The sequence below is a fragment of the Pseudomonas sp. lyk4-TYG-107 genome (assembly GCF_030209055.1).
Taxonomy (GTDB): Bacteria; Pseudomonadota; Gammaproteobacteria; order Pseudomonadales; family Pseudomonadaceae; genus Aquipseudomonas; species Aquipseudomonas putida_A.
In genome coordinates this window covers 17,261-36,140 of the sequence record NZ_JARVST010000007.1, presented here as the reverse complement: position 1 = coordinate 36,140, position 18,880 = coordinate 17,261, and the positions used below count along the sequence as shown (strand labels likewise).

18 protein-coding genes are annotated in these 18,880 nt (G+C 61.5%); 6 read left to right on the top strand and 12 right to left on the bottom strand.

Annotated elements, in window-relative coordinates; translation table 11 throughout:
• Together QRN61_RS07795 and QRN61_RS07790 are read right to left on the bottom strand one after the other, a co-directional pair.
• The gene (locus QRN61_RS07795) at positions 1-243 is read right to left on the bottom strand and encodes a hypothetical protein (protein ID WP_007965872.1); all 243 of its coding nucleotides are present in this window, start codon (positions 241-243) and stop codon (positions 1-3) included.
• A 43-nt stretch (positions 244-286) separates the two neighbouring features.
• Positions 287-640 carry an antibiotic biosynthesis monooxygenase family protein gene (locus tag QRN61_RS07790; RefSeq protein WP_095136993.1) on the bottom strand — a complete coding sequence of 118 codons (354 nt, stop codon included), beginning with the start codon at positions 638-640 and terminating at the stop codon, positions 287-289.
• A 430-nt stretch (positions 641-1,070) separates the two neighbouring features.
• On the opposite strand from QRN61_RS07790, the gene QRN61_RS07785 reads away from it, so the two are divergent.
• The gene (locus tag QRN61_RS07785) at positions 1,071-2,000 is read left to right on the top strand and encodes an AraC family transcriptional regulator (RefSeq protein ID WP_027612494.1); all 930 of its coding nucleotides are present in this window, start codon (positions 1,071-1,073) and stop codon (positions 1,998-2,000) included.
• 126 nt (positions 2,001-2,126) lie between these two features.
• Here the strand turns inward: QRN61_RS07785 and QRN61_RS07780 are convergent, their stop codons facing one another.
• From QRN61_RS07780 to QRN61_RS07755, 6 genes are all read right to left on the bottom strand, one after another.
• Positions 2,127-3,182, bottom strand: a complete 1,056-nt coding sequence (locus tag QRN61_RS07780; RefSeq protein ID WP_285373516.1) for an ABC transporter ATP-binding protein — start codon at positions 3,180-3,182, stop codon at positions 2,127-2,129.
• 13 nt (positions 3,183-3,195) lie between these two features.
• Positions 3,196-4,044, bottom strand: a complete 849-nt coding sequence (locus tag QRN61_RS07775; RefSeq protein WP_095668437.1) for an ABC transporter permease — start codon at positions 4,042-4,044, stop codon at positions 3,196-3,198.
• Positions 4,041-4,949: an ABC transporter permease gene (locus QRN61_RS07770; RefSeq protein WP_285373515.1), complete on the bottom strand. Its 909-nt coding sequence runs from the start codon at positions 4,947-4,949 to the stop codon at positions 4,041-4,043. Before QRN61_RS07770 ends, QRN61_RS07775 begins: the two co-directional genes overlap by 4 nt.
• A 244-nt stretch (positions 4,950-5,193) precedes the next feature.
• The gene (locus QRN61_RS07765) at positions 5,194-6,297 is read right to left on the bottom strand and encodes an ABC transporter substrate-binding protein (RefSeq protein ID WP_123588622.1); all 1,104 of its coding nucleotides are present in this window, start codon (positions 6,295-6,297) and stop codon (positions 5,194-5,196) included.
• Positions 6,298-6,514: 217 nt separating this feature from the next.
• Complete coding sequence (locus QRN61_RS07760) at positions 6,515-7,966, bottom strand: aldehyde dehydrogenase family protein (RefSeq protein ID WP_097086001.1); 1,452 nt, start codon at positions 7,964-7,966, stop codon at positions 6,515-6,517.
• Complete coding sequence (locus QRN61_RS07755) at positions 7,963-9,600, bottom strand: 5-guanidino-2-oxopentanoate decarboxylase (protein ID WP_285373514.1); 1,638 nt, start codon at positions 9,598-9,600, stop codon at positions 7,963-7,965. The genes QRN61_RS07760 and QRN61_RS07755 overlap by 4 nt, the downstream gene beginning before the upstream one ends.
• A gap of 226 nt (positions 9,601-9,826) precedes the next feature.
• Here QRN61_RS07755 and QRN61_RS07750 point away from each other — a divergent pair, with 226 nt between their 5' ends.
• Entirely contained in the window at positions 9,827-10,708 is an 882-nt protein-coding gene (locus QRN61_RS07750; RefSeq protein WP_183784042.1) for a LysR substrate-binding domain-containing protein, read from the top strand.
• A 123-nt stretch (positions 10,709-10,831) separates the two neighbouring features.
• On the opposite strand, the gene QRN61_RS07745 is transcribed toward QRN61_RS07750, so the two are convergent.
• Both QRN61_RS07745 and QRN61_RS07740 read right to left on the bottom strand, forming a co-directional pair.
• Positions 10,832-11,446, bottom strand: a complete 615-nt coding sequence (locus tag QRN61_RS07745; protein WP_285373513.1) for an NAD(P)-dependent oxidoreductase — start codon at positions 11,444-11,446, stop codon at positions 10,832-10,834.
• 45 nt (positions 11,447-11,491) lie between these two features.
• Positions 11,492-12,370: an MBL fold metallo-hydrolase gene (locus QRN61_RS07740; protein WP_096795117.1), complete on the bottom strand. Its 879-nt coding sequence runs from the start codon at positions 12,368-12,370 to the stop codon at positions 11,492-11,494.
• Between the two features lie 114 nt (positions 12,371-12,484).
• On the opposite strand from QRN61_RS07740, the gene QRN61_RS07735 reads away from it, so the two are divergent.
• Both QRN61_RS07735 and QRN61_RS07730 read left to right on the top strand, forming a co-directional pair.
• Positions 12,485-13,390: a LysR family transcriptional regulator gene (locus QRN61_RS07735; RefSeq protein WP_218274154.1), complete on the top strand. Its 906-nt coding sequence runs from the start codon at positions 12,485-12,487 to the stop codon at positions 13,388-13,390.
• A gap of 201 nt (positions 13,391-13,591) precedes the next feature.
• Positions 13,592-13,768, top strand: a complete 177-nt coding sequence (locus QRN61_RS07730; RefSeq protein ID WP_007964044.1) for a hypothetical protein — start codon at positions 13,592-13,594, stop codon at positions 13,766-13,768.
• Positions 13,769-13,904: 136 nt separating this feature from the next.
• Here QRN61_RS07730 and QRN61_RS07725 read toward each other — a convergent pair whose 3' ends face one another.
• Complete coding sequence (locus tag QRN61_RS07725) at positions 13,905-14,789, bottom strand: helix-turn-helix domain-containing protein (RefSeq protein ID WP_139054289.1); 885 nt, start codon at positions 14,787-14,789, stop codon at positions 13,905-13,907.
• 177 nt (positions 14,790-14,966) lie between these two features.
• Between QRN61_RS07725 and pobA the strand changes: the two genes are divergently transcribed.
• Both pobA and QRN61_RS07715 read left to right on the top strand, forming a co-directional pair.
• Entirely contained in the window at positions 14,967-16,160 is a 1,194-nt protein-coding gene (gene pobA, locus QRN61_RS07720; RefSeq protein WP_285373512.1) for a 4-hydroxybenzoate 3-monooxygenase, read from the top strand.
• A gap of 79 nt (positions 16,161-16,239) precedes the next feature.
• Positions 16,240-17,757, top strand: a complete 1,518-nt coding sequence (locus QRN61_RS07715) for an MDR family MFS transporter (RefSeq protein WP_225136145.1) — start codon at positions 16,240-16,242, stop codon at positions 17,755-17,757.
• 127 nt (positions 17,758-17,884) lie between these two features.
• Here QRN61_RS07715 and QRN61_RS07710 read toward each other — a convergent pair whose 3' ends face one another.
• Entirely contained in the window at positions 17,885-18,733 is an 849-nt protein-coding gene (locus QRN61_RS07710; RefSeq protein ID WP_096795121.1) for a cache domain-containing protein, read from the bottom strand.
• Positions 18,734-18,880: the final 147 nt, after the last annotated feature.

Below are 18,880 nucleotides of genomic sequence, written 5' to 3'. Positions count from 1 at the left end.
TTACCAGATCAGCTCGGCGTCATCAGTGACGCCCTTGAGGCGGTCCAGCTCATTGATGGCAGCCTCATCGGCAGCGATGGCGCCGGGGAAAACCTGATCACCCAGCAGTTTGTGGAAGCGTGGCGCACCGCCATCGACCAGGGCCTTGACCGCGATTGCCGCGTGGTAACCCTTGTTGCCGCCCAACTCGACAGGGACGACTGCGGAGACTGCTTCGAAGTGTTCAAACTCTTTACGTGCCATGGCACACATCCTGGCTCAGATGAATAAGCCGGACATTAAACCCTCAACCGGCGAGTTTGTGTATCGGTGCCGGACATTGTCCGAGCGCCTGCGCTGCCGACACCTCTTTGAAGGTGTGGAAATCCAGGCTGTTGACCACCAGGTCCTGGACCAATTCGGCAAAGATCTGCATCGACGGGCTGTTGAAATACGCGGTCATTGCCTGTTGATGGCTCCAGAAACCGGAGACCAGCCACAGGTCCGGATCGCATTGCGAATGCTGCAGGGCAAAGTTCAGGCAACCGGGGGCGTTGCGTGACGGTTCGATCAAGGCACTGAGGCGTACACCCAGTTCGGCGGAGCGTCCGGCGCGCGCTCGAACGAAGGCCATATGACTGACGGGAATCTGCTTGGACATGTTCAACCCTCCCAGGGAGTCGCGTGGCAGCCGGGGGACGGGCTGCGACAGGATCAAAGGTTAAGGGCCGGGCGCAAGGTGCCGTTAGTCGATTCCTGCCGCTGCGTTGCACAATCCTGCGAGACTGCACAAACGCCCCGCATCGATGGGTAGAAACCTGTCACACCGCTGTCACAACGCTTTTGTGTAGGAGCTGCCGAAGGCTGCGATCTTTTGACTTTTGTTTTTAAAATCAAAAGATCGCAGCCTTCGGCAGCTCCTACAGGGGTCTTCGACCCAAGGGGTAAGGTGGCGGTCGCGGGCTGATGGCCGGCACGCAAAAGCAGCCCATGCAGAATCAGGCAAGCATTTGACAGGATGTGTCTACCGCTGGCGCTTGCACAAACATATGCTCTGCCCCATTCCAGATTCCTTGCCGAGGATGCCGTGCATGACGTCATTCGATCGTTTCCAGTCTCCGCCCGATGCCGACATGGAAAAACAGCGTGCAGAACTCGCGGCGATCATCCGCCGCAACACCACGGACGACGGCAGTTATCAGACCGCCATCGGCTCGCTGTTCATGTCGCGCCATACCCAGTCCCATGACTTCGCCCCGGTACTTGCGCAACCGGCGCTGTGCATCATGGCTCAGGGCCGCAAAGAGGTGCGCCTGGCCGATGAGTTCTTCAATTACGACCCGCTGAATTATCTGGTGGTCTCGGTCTCGATGCCGCTCAGCGGGCGGGTAGTGAATGTCTCGCCGGAGGATCCGATTCTTGCCGTGCGCCTGGACATCGACCCGGCGGAAATCACCGCACTGATCGCCGACGCCGGCCCCATGGGCGTGCCGACCCGACCGACCGGGCGCGGCCTGTATGTGGAAAAGATCGACAGCGCGATGCTCGACGCGGTGTTGCGTCTGGCGCGACTGCTGGATGCGCCGAAAGACATCGCCATGCTCGCGCCACTGATTCGCCGGGAGATTCTCTATCGCCTGCTGCGCAGTCCGCAGGGCCATCGCTTGTATGAAATCGCGATTGCCAACAGCCAGAGCCACCGCATCAGCCAGGCGATCAAATGGCTCAACGGCAACTTCGAACAGCCGCTGCGCATCGATGATCTGGCGAAAGAGGTGAACCTCAGCGTCTCGACCTTGCATCACCGTTTCAAGGCGATGACGGCGATGAGTCCGTTGCAGTATCAGAAGCAATTGCGCCTGCAGGAAGCGCGGCGCCTGATGCTGGCCGAAGGGCTGGAAGCGTCGGCGGCGGGCTATCGCGTGGGCTATGAAAGCCCGTCGCAGTTCAGCCGCGAGTACAGCCGTTTGTTTGGTGCACCGCCGTTGCGGGATCTGGCGCGGTTGCGGCAGTCGGTCTGATCCGGACTTGGCGTTGCTGCATCTGGCGCTTTCGCGAGCAGGCTCGCTCCCACAGAGGAACGCATTTCCAAATGTGAGAGCGAGCCTGCTCGCGAAGAGGCCAGCGAGGCCAACATCAAATCCGGATCAAGCCCCCAACACACGACACGCCTCGCTCGGCAACGTCACCGACACCGGATGCCCGATCCCCAAACCGATCCCCTGACACGGCGTGCTCAGCGCCGTGAACGTCACCCCGGAACACTCCACCGTGGTCTCGATGGTCGCGCCGATATCGCGCACGAACGTCACCTTGCCGAGCAAGCGATTGCCCGCCGTGGCTTGTGGCGCGGACAGTTGCAGATCCTCCGGACGAATCAGCATCTTCACCTTCTGCCCCACTTCGATGCTGCTGCAGATCGGCACTTGCAGCGCATCACCGCCCGGCAAACTGACCTTGCCGTCACCCAGCGCCGTGGCCGGAAAAATGTTGCCCGAACCGATGAAGTCGGCGACGAATTCGTTGGCCGGGTGCCGATAGATTTCGATCGGCGTGCCCACCTGCTGCACCTTGTGCTCGCCCAGCACTACGACAATGTCTGCCATGGTCATGGCTTCGCGCTGGTCGTGGGTGACCATGATCGTGGTGATGTTCAAACTCTGCTGCAACTGGCGGATTTCCACCTGCATCGACTCGCGCAGCTTGGCGTCCAGCGCCGACAACGGTTCGTCGAGCAGGAGGATTTTCGGCCGCGAGGCGATGGCCCGGGCAATCGCCACCCGCTGCCGTTGCCCGCCGGAGAGTTTCGCCACCGGTCGGTCGATCATCGCCTGCAACTGGATCAACTCCAGCAATTCCACCACCCGCGCCTGCTGCTCGGCCTTGCTCACGCCGCGCAGTTTCAGCGGGTAGGCGATGTTCTCGCCGACGGTCATGTGCGGGAACAGCGCCAGCGACTGGAACACCATGCCGAAGTTGCGCAGGTGCGCCGGGGTGTGGCCGATGTTCTCGCCATCCAGGCGAATCTCGCCGCCGGTGAGAGTTTCCAGCCCGGCGATCATCCGCAGCAAGGTGGTTTTGCCGCAGCCCGACGGGCCGAGAAAACACACCAGTTTGCCTTCCGGCAAATGCAGATTGACCTCCTGTACCGCGCAAGCCGAGCCGTAGAATTTCTCGACGTTTTCCAGAATCAGACCAGTCATGTTGCACCTCAAATCAAAAGGAAACGCCGCCCTCGCCCACCAGCTTCTCCAGCGCCCAGATCAGGACGAAGTCGATCAGCACGATCAGCACGGCAAACGAGAACACGGTGGGGTCGAGCGATGACACGGTGCGGCTGTACATCCAGATCGGCACGGTCATGACGTCGATGGTGTAGAGGAAATAGGTCACGGTGAATTCGTTGAACGAGACGATGAACGCCAGCAGCATCCCCGCCAGAATCCCCGACTTCATCAACGGCACCACCACGTCGACAATCGCCCGCAGCGGTGAAGCGCCGAGCATCCGCGCGGCTTCCTCGACTTCACTGCCGATGGAGAGCATGGCGGCGGTGCAGTTTTTCACCACGAACGGCAGCGCCAGAATCACGTGGGCAATCACTAGCCGCGAAGTGGTCAGGTGGAACGGCAGGCTGTCGAACACCAGCAGCAACGCCAGTCCCAACACCACCATGGGAAACACCAGCGGCAACGACATCAGTTGCAGCGCCACGGCTTTGCCACGGAACTCGCAACGGGTCAGCGCATAGGCGGCAGGCACCGCGATCAGCGTGGCGAAAACCATGGTCAGGCACGACACCAGCAGGCTGGTAGCCATGGCCTGACCGAGACTCAGCACGTCGCTGGCGTCTGGCGAGACGAAGGTGTGCCAGGCCGCCTTGTACCATTGCAGGCTGTAGCTGCTCGGCGGGAAGTCGAGGTTCGACGCACCGCTGAACGACATGACGATCATGGTCAGGATCGGCAACACCGCCAGCAGCAGAATGAACCCGGAGAGGATTCCGGCGAACTTGCCGGTGTCGCCAGGCAGCAGCGCCATGCGCTTGTTGATCAGGGTACTCATTGCGAAGCCTCCAGCAGACGCCGACGACGGCCGGTGATGTATTCAGACAGGGTCATGATCGCCAGCGTGGTGACGATCAGCACCACCCCGGCAGCGGATGCCGCGGGCCAGTTCATCAGCGGCGCGATCTGGTCATGCACCATCACCGCGAGCATCGGCACACGGCGGCCACCGAGCAGCAACGGCACGACAAAACTGCTGGCGTTGTAGGCGAACACCAGCGTCGCCCCGGTGATGATCCCCGGCAGACTCATCGGCAACAGCACCTGACGGAACACTTGAAAACGACTGGCGCCCAGTGTCGCCGCCGCCTCTTCGTAGGTACGCGCAACACCGCGCATGGCGCTGGCAATCGGCAGCACGGCCAAAGGAAACGCGGTCTGCACAAGCCCCATCAGCACGCCGTTCTGGTTGTACAGCAGCATGATCGGGCGCTTGATCAGGCCCAGGCCCATCAGCGTCTGGTTGAGCATCCCGCCCGGGCCGAGAATCACCAGCCAGCCGTAGCTTTGCAGCAGCAGGTTGACCAGCAGCGGTAACAGCACCGCCGCGAGGAAAATCCGCCGCACGAACGGCGAGGTCAGCCGTGACATGGTGTACGCCACCGGGATCGCCAGCAGCACCGCGATCACTGCACTGATCAGCGCCAGACGCAGGGTCAGCAGCAGGGATTTGAGGTAATAGGGTTCGAGCAATTGCGCGTAGCTGGCGAGGCTGAATCCGCTCCATTCCGCGCCTTTAGTGCCGACGCTCATGCGCAGCACCAGCAGGCTGGCGGCAATCAGCACACCGAGAAACAGCATCGACGGCGTGAGGAAAAACCACGCCCGCGCCGTCGGCGAAATACCCCGCGGCGGGCGCACGTCAGCGGCGCCGACCGGTTGGGTCAGGGATTGATGTTCCATAGCAATGATCTCGTCAATGGAAAGCTAATCTCGCAAACACCTCAATCTCCTGTGGGAGTCATTTTTTTGTGGTGAGGGGATTTATCCCCGACCGGCTGCGAAGCAGTCGCAAAACCATCGTGCGCGGTACATTTGATGCACCGTATTTGCTGATCTTGGGGCAGCTACGCTGCCCATCGGGGATAAATCCCCTCACCACAGGACTCGCTCCCACAGGGGGCCCATGGTGTTCGGGAGGCCGGCGTCAGGAAGAAAAAATTTCCGTATAGCGACGAATCCATTGGTCATGCACGGTCGCCAGGAAGGCGTTGTCGTGCATGATCGCCTTCTCGGCAATCTGCTCCGGTGTGAGGATGTACGGGCTCTTGCGCGCTTCGGCGGAGATGATCGCCTTGGCGTTGACCGGGCCGTTGAAGATGTCTTCGGCCATCTTGCCCTGCACCAGCGGGTCGAGAGAGTGGTCGATGAAGGCGTAGGCCAGGTCGGTGTCGCCCGGACGGTTCTTCGGCATCACCGAGAGCATCAGGTCGGTGTAGAAACCTTCCTTCATGCCGAACGTGGCACCGAGGCCGTAGTTCGGATCGCGAATCTGCTTGGGGAAAAATGCCGGGGCGTACAAGCCGCCCATGTCCAGGGAACCGGTGCGGAACAGTTCGGCGATCTGGTTCGGATTCTCGCCGAGGGTGACCACACGCTCCTTCAGCTCGGCGAGTTTCTTGAAGCCCGGCTCGATGTTGTGTTCGTCACCGCCTGCGAGTTTCGCGGCGATGATGATCAGGTCCATGGCCTCGGTCCAGTTCGGCGGCGGCAGGAAAATGTTCGGCGCCAGATCGGCATCCCACAGCGCGGCATAACTGTCCGGTGCCTGTTTGAGGGTGCGGGTGCTGTAGACCAGACTGTTGCACCACAGCAGGTAACCGATGCCGTGGCCGTTGGCGCCGGTGCGGTATTTTTCCGGTACGTCGATCAGGTTGGGAATCCGGTTGAGGTCGGGTTTTTCCAGCAGCCCGGCGGCGGCCAGACCTTCGGCGCCGACCCCGGCCAGGGTGATGATGTCGTACTGCGGACGGTCACCGCCGGCCTTGAGTTTGGCGACCATTTCCGAGGTGCTGCCGGTGCGGTCGGCGATGACCTTGGCGCCGGTCTTGGCCTCGAAGGTGGCGGCGATGTTGCGCAGTGCGGCGAGGCCGGTGTCATCCGACCAGGTCAACAAGCGCAGGGTCTTGCCGGCGAACCGCGTGTCGCTGGCGCTGGCCCGGATGAAGGGCATGCTCAGGGCCGCCGCCGCTACCGAGGCGACGCCGACGGTTTTAATGAATTGACGCCTGTTCAGATCATGCTCGCCCATGAAGGACTCCCTTTGTTCTTTTAAGTATGAGGTTGGTCGCAACCGTTGCATCCGCGCGGCCGGATCCGCTGCAGGCCTTGTATTACAAGGCCTGCAGCGCTGCCGACGGGTTCATCCTGAGGTCGTGCAATACACCTGACTATCGATAAAAACTCATCGAAGCCATGACACCGACGCATGCCTCGTTGCGAGGCATGCGCTCACCGTTTTCGGGCGCTCAGAGCGCCCGGATCACGTGTTTGATTTCTTGAAACGCAGCCAGGCCCCACGGCCCCAATTCACGACCGATGCTGCTCTGCTTGTAACCGCCCCACGCCGTCTGCGGGAAGATCACTTGCGGCGCGTTGAGCCATACAAGCCCCGCCTGCAGGGCGTTGGCGACGCGGTCGGCGGTCTCGGCGTTACGCGTCACCACACTGGCGACCAGCCCGAACTGGCTGTCGTTGGCCAGGGCAATCGCCTCGGCTTCGCTGCTGAAACTGCGCACGCAGAGCACCGGGCCGAAAATCTCTTCACACCACAACGCACTGTCGAGGGGCACGTCGGTGAACACTGTCGGCTGCAAAAAATAGCCGCGTGGCAGATGCGCCGGACGATTACCGCCGCACACCAGCTTCGCCCCGGCACTCAAACCGCGGTCGATGTGGCCGAGCACGCGCTGGTATTGCGCCTGATTGACCAGCGCGCCCATCTCCACGTCCGGGTCGAACGGATCGGCCACGCGAATCGCTTGTGCGCGCTTTTGCAGACGCTCAAGAAACTCATCGGCCAGCTCATCGGCGACCAGCACCCGGCTGGTGGCCGAGCACATCTGCCCGGCGTTGAAGAAACCGCCGCCGCAGGCCAGTTCCACCGCCAGTTCCAAATCGGCATCTTCAAGCACCAGCAGCGAAGATTTGCCGCCCAGTTCCAGGCTCACGCCCTTCACCGTTTCGGCGGCGCGCTGCATCACCTGCACGCCGACGGCATTGCTGCCGGTGAAGGAAATCTTGGCGATGCGCGGGTCCGCCGACAGCGGTGCACCGACCGCCAGACCGGTGCCGCACACCAAGTTGAACACACCGTCGGGCAAGCCGGACTCGGCAATGATCGCCGCCAGTTCCAGCTCCGGCAGCGGCGTGACTTCCGACGGTTTGAGCACCACGCAGCAACCGGCGGCCAAGGCAGGCGCAAGTTTCCACGCGGTGGTGACCATCGGGAAATTCCACGGCACGATCAGCCCGACCACACCGCACGGTTCACGACGCAGACGCGCGCTGAAGTCATCGCTGGGCAGCGCCACGTTGCTGTCGAGTTGTGCGTCGAGGCCTTCGGCCAATTCGGCGTAATACTCGAACGTGGCGATCACATCATCGACATCGATCGCCGCTTCGAATTGCGGTTTGCCGTTGTTGCTCGACTGCAACTTCATCAAGTGGTCACGACCGTTGCGCACGCCGTTGGCGATGTTGCGCAGAATCGCGCCACGCTCGGCGCCAGTGGTTTTCGACCAGCGCTTGAACGCTTCAGTGGCGGCGCTGACGGCCAGATCAACCGCGCGTTCATCGCCGCCATTGACCGTGGTCAGCAGCGCTTCGGTGGCCGGGTTGATCACCCGCAGATGCTCACGTCCGGCCGACCATTGACCGTTGATGTACAGGCCATCGAGTGTGGTTGGGAAATTGATCATTGGGCCACCGCCTGCATCCACTGGGTCTGGTCGATTTCGATCAGGGTCGGGCCCTGACGATCGGTGGCAGCACGCAGCGCGCCGCGCAATTGTTCGACCGAGCTGATCGCCTCGGCGGCGCAGCCCAGGGCCTTGGCCACGCCGATGAAATCCGGGGTGTAGATATCGACGCCGACCGGTTCGATGGCGCGGTTGACCATGTATTTTTTGATCTCTTCGTAACCCTGGTTATTCCACAGCAGGATGATCACCGGCGTACGCGCTTCAACCGCGCTGGCCAGTTCCGGCAGGGTGAACTGCAAGCCACCGTCGCCGATCAGGCACACCACTGGCGGACGAGCACCGTCCTCGACGCTACCGCCGAGCCACGCGCCAATCGCCGCCGGCAGGGCGTAACCGAGGGTGCCGTAGCCGGTGGACGAGTTGAACCAGCGCCGTGGACGTTCCGGGTTGAACGTGAGGTTGCCGGTGTACACCGGTTGTGTGGAGTCGCCGACGAATACTGCGTCCGGCAACTCGTGCAGAACGGTTTCCAGAAAACGGGTCTGGGCCAGGGTTGGCGCGTCCCAGGTCGCGGCCAGCTCATCGCGCAGACGCGCTGCCCGCACCTGGCCCCAATCGTTGCGCCGCTCGGCCAGCGCCTGCTGCGACAGTGCGCCGAGCAGCACTTGCGCGGCGTTGCGCGAGTCGGCGACCAAGGCCAGGTGCGGCGGATAGTTGCGCACGGTCTGATCGGCATCGATGTCGATGCGCAACAGCTTGCCGGGGATTTCAAAGCCGCCGGCGAAGGTCACGTCGTAATCGGTTTCGGCCAGTTCGGTACCGATCGCCAGCACCACGTCGGCATCGGCCACCAGTGCGCGAGTGGCGACCAGGCTTTGCGTCGAGCCGATCAGCAGCGGATGGCTGGAGGGCAACATGCCTTTGGCGTTGATGGTCAACGCCACCGGGGCGTCGAGCAGTTCGGCCAGTTCGGTGAGTTCGGCGGCGGCATCGATGGCGCCACCACCGGCGAGAATCAGCGGACGTTGAGCGCCGGCCAGCAACTCAGTCATGCGCCGTACTGCAGCCGGTGCAGCCCCGGCGCGGTCGATGTGCACCGGAACGCTGGCGAGCAGCTCATCAGCCTCTTCTACCAAAACATCCAGCGGAATCTCGATGTGCACCGGACGCGGACGCCCCGCCTGAAACAGCGCGAAAGCACGGGCCAGCACGCCGGGCAATTCCGCCGCCGACATCAGGGTGTGGGAGAACGCCGCGACGCCACCGACCAGCGCGCTCTGGTTCGGCAACTCATGGAGTTTGCCGCGACCGCCACCCAACTGGCTGCGGGTCTGCACGCTGGAGATCACCAGCATCGGGATCGAGTCGGCGTAGGCCTGGCCCATCGCGGTGGTGATGTTGGTCATGCCCGGGCCGGTGATGATGAAGCACACACCCGGTTTGCCGCTGGTGCGCGCATAGCCGTCAGCCATGAATCCGGCGCCCTGCTCGTGCCGTGGAGTGACGTGGTTGATGCTCGAACGGGCCAGCCCGCGATACAGTTCCACGGTGTGCACCCCGGGGATGCCGAACACCTGCTCGACCCCGTAATCCTCGAGTAACTTGACCAGTACTTCGCCACACGTCGCCATGTCGATTGCCCTTTTGTCAGCTGAAAACACAGATCCCGTGTAGGAGTGAGCCTGCTCGCGATGACTTCGGTGCATTCAACATCGCAGTGACTGACACATCGCAATCGCGAGCAGGCTCACTCCTACAAAGAGCCCTTGAATGGGCTCATTGAACGGGCGGCAGGTAGCGGCAACAATCGATTAAAAGTCATACTAGCCATGTCCTCACGTCATACCTTGGATCCACATGAAACGACTGCCTCCCCTGCCCGCCCTGCACACGTTTCTGATTACTGCGCAGTGCTGCAACTTCACCCGGGCGGCCGAGCAGTTGCACATCACTCAGGGCGCGGTGAGCCGGCAGATTGCCGGGCTGGAAGCTCATCTGGGGTATGAGTTGTTCATCCGTCTGGCCCGAGGCCTGGAACTGACCGCCGAAGGACGCGAATGGCTGCCACGGGTGGAAAAGATCTTCGGCCTGATCAGCGAGGCCACCGAGCAGATCGGGCGCAAGCGGCAAACCCTGCAGCTCAAGGCGCCAAGCTGCGTGATGCGCTGGCTGGTGCCGCGCCTGCTGCAATGGCAAAAGGAGCGCCCGGACGTGCCGGTCAAACTGACCACTACACTGGCCCATGGCGTCGACTTTCAGCGCGAGCAATTCGATGCGGCGGTGATCTACGGCACGCCGCCGGACAACTCCTCGACCGCGCTGCATCTGTTTGATGAACAGCTGACACCGGTCTGCTCGCCAGCATTATTGAAAGGCCCACCGGCGCTGAGCGAACCGGCCGACCTGCAACAGCATCTGCTGCTGCATCCGACCCGCGACACCCAGGACTGGACGGTGTGGCTGACCGCCGCCGAATTGCAGTTGAGCAACGTCAACATGGGGCAGCATTTCGAGACGCTGGATCAGGCGATGTCGATGGCGTCGCATGGGACGGGTGTGGCGATTGGCGACTGGTCGCTGATCGGCGATGACCTGCGCGCGGGGCGGCTGGTGATGCCGTTTGAGCTGAAGGTGAAAACGGGGCTGGGCTACTACGTGGTGATGCCGCAGGGCGGGGAAGCGTCGCCGCAGCTGGAGGAGTTGATGATCTGGCTGGTGGAGCAGGCGCATACCCGCTGAAGTACACAGATCCCCCTGTGGGAGCGGGCTTGCTCGCGAAAGCGGAGTGTCAGCGACATTTTAAGTGACTGACACACTGCATTCGCGAGCAAGCCCGCTCCCACATTGGGTCTGCGTCGTTGCTTAATACCCGACCGTAAACCGCTGACGCGAATGCTTCGGCGTTTCCACTTCGTCAATCAGCGCAATCGCGTAATCGGCGAAAGTGATCCAGCTGCGACCTTCAGCACTGAACAGCAAATGATCCTTGCCAACGCGGAAGGTGCCGGTGCGCTCACCTTCGACGAACTCTGCCGATGGCGAGAGGAAAGTCCAGTCCAGATCCTTCTCCTGACGCAAGGCATCAAGAAACGCCGCGCCAGCGCTGGCCTCGGTTTTGTACTCAGCGGGGAAACCGGCGCTGTCGATCACTCGGGTTTCGTCCGGCAGCAACAGCGAACCGGCACCGCCAACCACCAGCAGACGCTTCACACCCGCCTGCTTCACCGGGCCGACCAAGGCACTGGCCGGTACCGTGGCGAAGTGCGCGGCGCTGATCACCACGTCGTGACCGGCCACTGCCGCTTGCAGCGCCGTCGAATCCAGCACATCGACATTCTTGCTGACCACACCGCCACGCGCGCCGATCTTCGAGGTGTCGCGGGCGATGGCAGTGACGCTATGCCCGCGACGCAGGGCTTCTTCCAGCAATTGGCTACCGGCACGGCCGGTGGCACCAATGATTGCGATCTTGCTCATGACATTCTCCAGTTGGCTTGAGAGTGCTGCGTTTTCAGAATCGGGTTACCACTTCATCTCGCCCTTGGCGACTTTGGCGCTCAGCTCCAGCGAGCTTTCTTCGCCGAGTTTCGGGTAGCGCTTGTGCATGGCCTTGATCAGTGCAGCGGAATCCTTGGCCTTGGCGGTTTCTTCGTCGAAAGCCTTAATGTAGTCGGCGGTGAATTTCACGCTGGCCAAAGAGCGGCTGCTCTCGCCCAGGTAGTGACCCGGCACCACGGTTTTCGGCTTCAGGGTTTCGATCGAGTGTAGGGTTTGCAGCCAGTCGGCGTGGGATTGCGCGGTCTGGGTATCGGCCATCCACACATGAATGTTCTCGGCGACCACGACGCCACCGACCACAGCCTTGAGCGACGGAATCCACACGAAGCTGCGATCCGGTTGTTTGCCTTCAAGACCGACCACCTGCAACTTCTGCCCTTCGAGCATCAGGCTGTCGCCCTTGAGCACGCCCGGCACGATGGTTTTGGCCGGTACGTCGCCGCCCATTTTCGGGCCCCAGAAGGCGAGTTTGCCGGCGACGGTTTTGTTGATGTGATCCACGGTCGGCTGCGAGGCCAGCACTTCGGCGTCGGGGAAAGCCTGGGTCAGGGTGTCGAGGCCGAAGTAGTAATCCGGGTCACCGTGGCTGATGTAAATGGTGGTCAGGTGCTTGCCGCTGGCGCGGATCTTTTCCACCACCTGCTCGGCCTGGGCCTTGCCGAATTGTGCATCGACCAGAATCGCGTCTTTCTCGCCGCTGACCAGCACCGAGGTCACCGGGAAGATCGCGTGGGTGCCTGGGTTGTAGACATCCAGGGTCAGATTGGCGGCAGCGGCGTGGGCCGCGAAACCGAGGGTGGCGGTGGCCAGCAAAACGCGCTTGAGGGTAGTGAAGCCGATCATCTGTTGCTCCGTGATCCGAATGCCGTGTTTGGCGATGGGACAGAGCTTAGTTGCCTGACTCGGTACAAAAAATGCGATGCTTGGACATAGTTTGTTTCTGAAAGCGGGCAAATCATGGATCGTCTTCAAGCAATGCGCGTGTTTGTCACGGTGGTCGATCTGGGCAGCCAGTCGGCGGCGGCCGATCATCTGGACCTGTCACGGCCAGTGGTGTCGCGTTATCTGGCGGAGCTGGAAGACTGGGTCGGCGCGCGCCTGATGCACCGCACCACACGTAAATTGAGCCTGACCGCCGCCGGCAGTGAAATCCTGCCGCGCTGCCGGCAAATGCTCGAACTCTCGACCGACATGCAGGCCGCCGTCAGCGAACCCGACGAGGCACCGCGCGGACTGCTGCGCATCAGTGTCAGTACCTCGTTCGGTCAGGCGCAACTGGCCGATGCCATGGCGGCGTACGTCAAGCGCTACCCCGGGGTCAGCATCGATCTGCAGATGCTCGACCGCACGGTGAATCTGGTGGATGAGCGCATCGATCTGGCGATCCGCACCAGCAATGACCTCGATCCGAACCTGATCGCCCGGCGCCTGACCGTGTGCCGCTCGGTGGTCTGCGCCGCACCGGCTTATTTGCGCGACAACCCGCCACCGCAGCGGGTCGAGGACCTGAGCCGGCACAACTGCCTGACCCACTCCTACTTCGGCAAGAGCCTGTGGCATTTCGAGGAGGACGGCGAGCCCGTGTCGGTGCCGGTGCAGGGCAACATCAGCGCCAACGAGGCCAGCACCCTGCTGCGCGCAACCCTGGCCGGTGCGGGCGTGGCGATGCTGCCGACCTATCAGGCCGGGGTGCATGTGCATGCCGGTGAACTGGTGCGCCTGCTGCCGGATGCAGAGCCACGGCAGATGAACATCTACGCGGTGTACGCCTCACGCAAGCACATGCCGGCGGCGTTGCGCAGCATGCTGGATTTTCTCGTCGAACGATTCCCGGAAAATCCCGAATGGGATATGGGCCTGTAAATCCGATGCCCCTGTGGGAGCGGGCTTGCTCGCGAAGGCGGTGTATCAGTCTGGATTGTCATCGACTGACACCACGCCTTCGCGAGCAAGCCCGCTCCCACAGGGGGGATGTCACATAGGCCGAATCCGTGGCTGGCAACTCTATGCCGCTGACCTATGCTGAAAGTAATACCGCAGGGTATGCGTTCAGAGGTCTACGCCATGAACATCAGAACAAGAAGGTACTTCGCGATTTTCATCACCTGCGCTGCCACGCTGGCGCTGTACGGCACCGCGGCCTGGCGGGTCGAGCAACTGCGACAACTGCCGCGCGAATACGCCAGCTGCAATTTCGAGCGCTGTATTCCGCATAACGCGACGCTTAATGCGCTGCGCTGAATGATCTGAGCTGGCATGCAATCCTGTGGGAGGGGGCTTGCTCCCGAATGCGGTGTGCCATTCAGCATTGATGCACACTGATAGACCGCTTTCGGGAGCAAGCCCCCTCCCACAGGATATCGCCAGGTTTACAGGATCACTGATCGGCCTTCAGCCGGTCACGAAACGCTTTTGGCGAAATGCCCACCCTGCGCCGGAACAGGCGCGTGAAGTTGGTCGGATCGGAAAACCCCAACAACTCCGACATCTCATAAATGGTCATGCTGGTGTAGGTCAGCAAACGTTTGGCTTCCAGTAACTGGCGTTCGTGCATGATCTGCAGCGCTGGCTGCCCTGCCAGTTCGCGGCAGGTGCCGTTGAGGTGTGACACCGAAATCCCCAGACGATGGGCGAGGTCTTCGACCTTCACATGCTGGCGGTACGTCTCCTCCACCAATTGAATGAACCCGTTGAGGTATTCGCGCTGGCGTTGCGGCCGCTGGCTGGCGTTATGGCGCACGAGCGCCTGACGGCTGACCCAGACCATGATCACGCTGACCAGCGAATGCATGAGCATTTCCCGCGCGGGTTGATGGCCGTTGTACTCGGCCTGCAACGCTGAAAACAGACTGTTCAGGTACTCCGCGTCCTTGCCCGCCGGGTAGTGCTCGGCCTGGGCCAGTGCGTGCACCGAACTGCCCAGTTGCGCCTGCAGGTGATTGATCAGCGGATTGGCGAGGGTGACGACGAATCCTTCGACGTCCTCGGAAAAGCGAAAGCCATGCACCGACAACGGTGGCAGGACTTGAATCGCGGGTTGGTTGAGCTGCGTGCGTTGACCTTCGATTTCAAGCTCTGCCTGACCTTTGAAGACGAAGAGCAACTGGCACAAATCGGCGTGGCGGTGGGGTTTGATTTCCCATTGATGTTCGCGGCTGCGTTTGGAAATGGTTTCACAGTGCAGCAAGTCAGGGGTCGGCCAGTCCAGGCTTTCACCGTAGAGCTTGAACACCGGAATCGAAGGCAGGTCAGGCTTGTTCATCACTTCAATCCAGGCCTCGAGGTTGCGGGCGATAATCGCACCGATTGGCAGAATGTACAGGTATCGGCTCAGTTTTCACCTTCAATTGACAGACCCGCAAGGGAAAAATGCAAGCACTCGATCCATAAAAATCATTCACCGGCGCCTGTCGCGTGAAGCTTGCGAGTCATAAAAACAATGAAAACGCTGAAAACCCAAGTCGCCATCATTGGCGCCGGTCCGTCCGGATTGCTCCTCGGTCAGTTGCTGCACAACGCCGGCATCGACACCCTGATTCTCGAACGCCAGACACCCGACTATGTCCTCGGACGAATTCGCGCCGGCGTGCTTGAACAAGGCATGGTAGAGCTGTTGCGCCAGGCCGGCGTAGGCGCGCGCATGGATGCCGAAGGGCTGGTGCACGCCGGCTTCGATCTGGCACTGGATGGGCGTCTGGCACACATCGATCTGCAGGGTTTGACCGGCGGCAAAACCGTCATGGTTTACGGTCAGACCGAAGTCACGCGCGACCTGATGGCCGCTCGTCGGGAGGCTGGCGCACTGTCGTTTTATGAAGTGAGCCATGTCGCTCCTCACGGCATGAAAAGCGACGAGGCTTTTGTCACCTTCGAAAAGGACGGCGAAACCTGGCGCGTCGATTGCGATTACATCGCCGGTTGCGACGGCTTCCATGGCGTGGCCCGGCAGTCGATTCCCGAGGACTGCCTGAAGACCTTCGAACGGGTCTATCCGTTCGGCTGGCTGGGGATTCTCGCCGACACCCCGCCGGTGCACGAAGAGCTGGTCTACGCCCGGCACGAACGCGGCTTCGCCCTGTGCAGCATGCGTTCGGCCACCCGTACCCGTTATTACCTGCAAGTGCCGGCCGAGGAGAACGTTGCCGACTGGTCCGACGAGCGCTTTTGGGCTGAGCTGAAAACACGTCTGCCCGCCGCGCTTGCCGAGAAACTGGTGACTGGCCCGTCGATTGAAAAAAGCATCGCGCCGCTGCGCAGTTTTGTCGTCGAGCCGATGCAGTACGGACGGATGTTTCTGCTCGGCGATGCTGCGCACATTGTGCCGCCCACCGGCGCCAAGGGCCTGAACCTGGCCGCCAGCGATGTCAGTACGCTGTTCAACATTCTGCTGAAGGTTTATCGCGAAGGGCGCACCGATCTGCTGGAGAAATACTCGGAGATCTGCCTGCGCCGGGTATGGAAAGCCGAACGTTTCTCCTGGTGGATGACCTCGATGCTGCACCGCTTCGACGAGCATGATGATTTCAGCCAACGGATCAGCGCCTCGGAACTGGACTACTTTGTCAGTTCAGAAGCGGGTCGAAAAACCATTGCAGAAAATTACGTCGGACTTCCGTACGAGGCTATCGAATAGCCTGCTACCGACTTACACTGGCGAGCATCCACCCGCGCGCAATGGCCGTGCGGGTCCATCACTGCCCGCAGGCTCGCCCGTGACCAATCTCAATCACCCTGAAACGCCCAAACCAGCCATTCGCAGCGTGCTGGTCGCGTTGATGATGGCGATTTTTCTCGGCGCGCTGGACCAGACCATCGTCGCCGTCTCGATGCCCGCCATCTCCGCACAGTTCAAGGACGTCAGCCTGCTGGCCTGGGTGATTTCCGGGTACATGGTGGCAATGACCGTGGCGGTGCCGATCTACGGCAAACTCGGCGATTTGTACGGGCGACGCAAACTGATGCTGTTCGGCATGGGCCTGTTCACCCTCGCCTCGCTGTTTTGCGGCATGGCGCAAAGCATGGAACAACTGGTGCTGGCGCGGATTCTCCAGGGCATCGGTGCCGGCGGAATGATTTCGGTCAGTCAGGCAATCATCGGCGACATCGTCCCGCCCCGCGAACGCGGGCGTTATCAGGGTTATTTCAGCAGCATGTACGCGGTGGCCAGCGTCGCCGGGCCGGTGCTCGGCGGCTACATGACCGAATACCTGTCGTGGCGTTGGGTGTTTCTGATCAATCTGCCACTGGGGCTGGGCGCCTGGTGGGTTGCCAATCGCAATCTACGCGGGCTGCCGATTCCGCAGCGCAAACCGATCATCGACTACCTCGGCACACTGTTGATGATCATCGGTTTAACCGCGCTGCTGCTGGCCATCACCCAGGTCGGTCAGGGTCATTCGTGGCGCAGCAGTGAAGTGCTCGGTTTGTTCGCCTGCGCGGTGCTGGTGCTGGCGGTGTTCGTCTGGCATGAACGCCGGGCGCGTGAGCCGCTGCTGCCGATGCACTTGTTCACCAACCGCAACGCGTTGCTGTGCTGGTGCACGATTTTCTTCACCAGTTTTCAGGCGATTTCGCTGATCGTGTTGATGCCGCTGCGCTTCCAGAGCGTCACCGGTGCCGGAGCGGATGCGGCGGCGTTGCACTTGCTGCCGCTGGCGATGGGGCTGCCGATCGGCGCTTATTTCGCCGGACGCCGTACTTCGGTGACCGGACGCTACAAACCACAGATTCTGACCGGCGCACTGTTGATGCCGATCTCGATTCTCGGCATGGCGTTCAGCCCACCCGATGCGACGCTGGTCAGCAGCCTGTTCATGCTGCTCAGCGGGATTGCCGGCGGCATGCAGTTCCCGACTTCACTGGTGGGTACGCAGAACTCGGTGGAGCAACGCGACATCGGCGTCGCCACCAGCACCACCAATCTGTTCCGTTCGCTGGGCGGCGCGGTGGGTGTGGCGTTGATGTCGGCGCTGTTGCTGGCGTTGTTGCAGGACTCGAGTTTTGCCCACCTGGCGAGCAACTCGCTGCTCAGCGAGGGGCATTCGGGCAACGTGCTGCTCGACGGTTTGAACGCCGCACCGGGCGATGCGCAGAACGCCTTGCGCGCCGAACTTTCGGTGACGTTCCGGCATCTGCTGTGGGTGAGTACGGCGGTATCGCTGCTGGGGCTGGCGGCGGCAATTGCGATGCCGAACAAGTTGCTGCGCGGGCGCGAGCACGGCGCCAAATAGGCACAGGTGCCATGAAAACCTGTGGGAGCGAGCCTGCTCGCGAAAGCGGTGTGTCATTCAACTGTGATGTCAGCTGACACTATGCCTTCGCGAGCAGGCTCGCTCCCACAGGGGGGCAAAGGTGTTTTCAAGGACTGTAGTAACCCACCGCCACCAGAAAATGCCCGACCTTCTTCAGGTAGGCATGCTTGTCCTCGACCTTGCCGGTCACCGGGTTTTTCCAGCGGTATTCGTATTCGCCGTCGTCCTGTTTGGCGATCAGCGCCAGAATCGGCTCGCCCACCGGTTTGCCTTCCGGGTCCTTGATCTTGCTGAAATCGGTGTTGATCAAGCGCAGGTTGGTGCCGTGGGCAACGTAGCGTTGGGTGTCCAGATCGACCACGAACACATACAGGTCATCCTGCAGATAACCGCCCTTGAGCGAGTTGATGGCCGTCAGCGTGCCCTTCTCGTTTTTCCCCAGATCGGTAGCAGCCTTGTCGAGAAGTGCCTTGGCCTGCTCGGCTGAAGCACGCGGCAGGTAATAACCGACGGCCAGAATGCGCTGACCGATGCGCTGGTAATACACATGTTTGCGCTCGACCTTGCCGTCCGCCCAGTTCTGCCAGCGGTATTCGGCCTGTTGAATGCCGTTGCCTTCCGGCACTAGCAAGGCGTCCTTGAAGGCCTTCTGCAAATCCGGCGCAAGCACTTCGCTGACGTCACGGCCGATCAAGGCTGAGGACGGCCCGCCGCTGGCGAGCATCACGCCTTTGGTGTCGACCACGAACACGTAGCGATCCTTGTCGACGAACTCGCCCTGACGGCTGAACGCGGCGAAGGCCTTGTCGCCATTGTCGTGGTAATAGGCCAGCGCCTTTTCCAGCAGCGCAATGGCGGCCTTGCTGTCGTCCTTCTGCGCGGTGGCGGCGTTGACCTGCCCTGCCCCCACAAAAAGCATCACCCCGAGCCACGCCACTTTATGCAAAAACCCCATAACGCATCCCTCGTTCTTGTTGGTGTTTCAAGAGCGTAGACGGCTTGGGGTCGGACGGAGCGCCGAATCCTGTAGCGAGGGGATTTATCCCCGATGGGCTGCGCAGCAGCCCTGATGGAGAGAACACATATTTTCTGACACACCGAG

Bases quoted from the DNA above. Each gene is read 5' to 3' on its own strand.
- QRN61_RS07745 (WP_285373513.1), bottom strand. From the start codon at position 11,446: ATGAGCAAGATCGCAATCATTGGTGCCACCGGCCGTGCCGGTAGCCAA.
- QRN61_RS07775 (WP_095668437.1), bottom strand. From the start codon at position 4,044: ATGAGTACCCTGATCAACAAGCGCATGGCGCTGCTGCCTGGCGACACC.
- QRN61_RS07710 (WP_096795121.1), bottom strand. From the start codon at position 18,733: ATGGGGTTTTTGCATAAAGTGGCGTGGCTCGGGGTGATGCTTTTTGTG.
- QRN61_RS07740 (WP_096795117.1), bottom strand. From the start codon at position 12,370: ATGATCGGCTTCACTACCCTCAAGCGCGTTTTGCTGGCCACCGCCACC.
- pobA (WP_285373512.1), top strand. From the start codon at position 14,967: ATGAAAACGCTGAAAACCCAAGTCGCCATCATTGGCGCCGGTCCGTCC.
- QRN61_RS07725 (WP_139054289.1), bottom strand. From the start codon at position 14,789: ATGAACAAGCCTGACCTGCCTTCGATTCCGGTGTTCAAGCTCTACGGT.
- QRN61_RS07760 (WP_097086001.1), bottom strand. From the start codon at position 7,966: ATGATCAATTTCCCAACCACACTCGATGGCCTGTACATCAACGGTCAA.
- QRN61_RS07750 (WP_183784042.1), top strand. From the start codon at position 9,827: ATGAAACGACTGCCTCCCCTGCCCGCCCTGCACACGTTTCTGATTACT.
- QRN61_RS07785 (WP_027612494.1), top strand. From the start codon at position 1,071: ATGACGTCATTCGATCGTTTCCAGTCTCCGCCCGATGCCGACATGGAA.
- QRN61_RS07790 (WP_095136993.1), bottom strand. From the start codon at position 640: ATGTCCAAGCAGATTCCCGTCAGTCATATGGCCTTCGTTCGAGCGCGC.
- QRN61_RS07795 (WP_007965872.1), bottom strand. From the start codon at position 243: ATGGCACGTAAAGAGTTTGAACACTTCGAAGCAGTCTCCGCAGTCGTC.
- QRN61_RS07755 (WP_285373514.1), bottom strand. From the start codon at position 9,600: ATGGCGACGTGTGGCGAAGTACTGGTCAAGTTACTCGAGGATTACGGG.
- QRN61_RS07770 (WP_285373515.1), bottom strand. From the start codon at position 4,949: ATGGAACATCAATCCCTGACCCAACCGGTCGGCGCCGCTGACGTGCGC.
- QRN61_RS07765 (WP_123588622.1), bottom strand. From the start codon at position 6,297: ATGGGCGAGCATGATCTGAACAGGCGTCAATTCATTAAAACCGTCGGC.
- QRN61_RS07730 (WP_007964044.1), top strand. From the start codon at position 13,592: ATGAACATCAGAACAAGAAGGTACTTCGCGATTTTCATCACCTGCGCT.
- QRN61_RS07735 (WP_218274154.1), top strand. From the start codon at position 12,485: ATGGATCGTCTTCAAGCAATGCGCGTGTTTGTCACGGTGGTCGATCTG.
- QRN61_RS07780 (WP_285373516.1), bottom strand. From the start codon at position 3,182: ATGACTGGTCTGATTCTGGAAAACGTCGAGAAATTCTACGGCTCGGCT.